Source organism: Ferrovum myxofaciens, assembly GCF_000735045.1.
Taxonomy (GTDB): domain Bacteria; phylum Pseudomonadota; class Gammaproteobacteria; order Burkholderiales; family Ferrovaceae; genus Ferrovum; species Ferrovum myxofaciens.
Genome location: NZ_JPOQ01000287.1, coordinates 1 through 1,033, shown reverse-complemented (window position 1 = coordinate 1,033; position 1,033 = coordinate 1). Strand labels below are relative to the sequence as shown.

At 54.3% G+C, this 1,033-nt stretch carries 1 pseudogene; it reads right to left on the bottom strand.

What is annotated here, in order from left to right:
• Window positions 1-13: 13 nt before the first annotated feature.
• A pseudogene (locus IV91_RS0113555) lies at window positions 14-849 on the bottom strand (tyrosine-type recombinase/integrase).
• Window positions 850-1,033 lie beyond the last annotated feature (184 nt).

Genomic DNA, 1,033 nt, shown 5'->3' with positions numbered 1-1,033 from the left:
TCGGCGAGGCGGATCATACAACCTTGTTCCAGCCGACCTGTATCCGGCTCATCAGCGTGTTGATGTACACTTCGGCGGATTCTTTGCGATGTTCGGTGAGATGGGTATAGCGGGTGGTGGTGAGGATGGAGTGATGGCCGAGAATCTTCTGTACTTCGAGCAGGTCAACACCCGCTTCGATCAGATGAGTGGCATAGGAATGGCGAAGGCAGTGCGGCGTAATTCTTTTTTTAAACCGATCTGCTCGGTGACCTGGCGCAGCGCCTGCTGCACGCCGCCACGATCCATGTGCGTCGTGGCACTGGATGCGCCTCCGAGGCCTTTCTGGCGACTGGGGAATAACAGCGCCGGATGACGATGCACGCGCCAGAACTCGCGCAACACGTTCAGCGTGTGGGCGGGCAGCGGCACCAGCCGATCCCGGTTGCCTTTTGCATCCCGAACGTGCACCCGCATCCTATCCTGATCAATATCGCCCACCTGCAACTGCAAACCTTCACCCAGGCGTAAGCCCATGCTGTACAAGGCAAAAAAGAATACCCGATAGCTGAGTATCCGCGTCGCGTTCACGATCTGCTGCATCTGCTCCACAGTCACGATATCCGGCAGGCGCGACACCTTGGGTGCTTTGGTCAACTCAGCACCGGGCCAATGCTTTTCCAACACATAGGCATAGTAAAACTTCAGCCCATACAAATCGTGCTTGAGCGTGCTCCATGACAGCTGATCCAGCACCTGCGAAAAATAATCGGTCAACTGGTCTTTGCTCAAGTTGTCGATCTGATATTCAAAATGCGCGCCAGCTCGGCGCACGCCGTGACTGTACGATTCAATTGTCTTGGGCTGCATGCCGCGCAGCTTCAAGCGCTTGAGCAGGCTCTCATAATTGCGCGAAAATGGTTGTGGAAATACGTATGTCATAATCATGATCCTCGTGATAAAGTGCAAAAAACCCTTGCGGGAACGAGGAGGAATTATGTCAACTAATCAAATTGGGGGGGAACATTTCTCCGCGATAGCGGCTTCGTCCAAC